Annotated in this window: 1 pseudogene; it reads right to left on the bottom strand. The window is 48.9% G+C overall.

Annotation, left to right across the window (positions count from 1 at the left end):
• Positions 1 to 29: 29 nt before the first annotated feature.
• Positions 30 to 223: pseudogene (locus tag A7090_RS26335) on the bottom strand (hypothetical protein); the annotation flags it as partial.

Here is a 223-nt window from a genome sequence, read left to right as displayed (position 1 = left end):
CGCATCCGGCATGAACAAAGCGCACGTTGTCAACAATATGAGCCGCCTGAGAATGATGACAAACGCAAAATTGCCTGATGCGCTGCGCTTATCAGGCCTACATCATCTCTGCAATCTGTTGAAATTGTATGGTTTTGTAGGCCGGATAAGGCGTTCACGCCGCATCCGGCATGAACAAAGCGCACGTTGTCAACAATATGAGCCGCCTGAGAATGATGACAAA

Origin of the sequence: Escherichia sp. MOD1-EC7003 (genome assembly GCF_002965065.1) — a bacterium.
Lineage (GTDB): Bacteria > Pseudomonadota > Gammaproteobacteria > Enterobacterales > Enterobacteriaceae > Escherichia.
The sequence above is the reverse complement of the archived record's forward strand: the minus strand, read 5'-3'. Positions and strand labels throughout refer to the sequence as shown.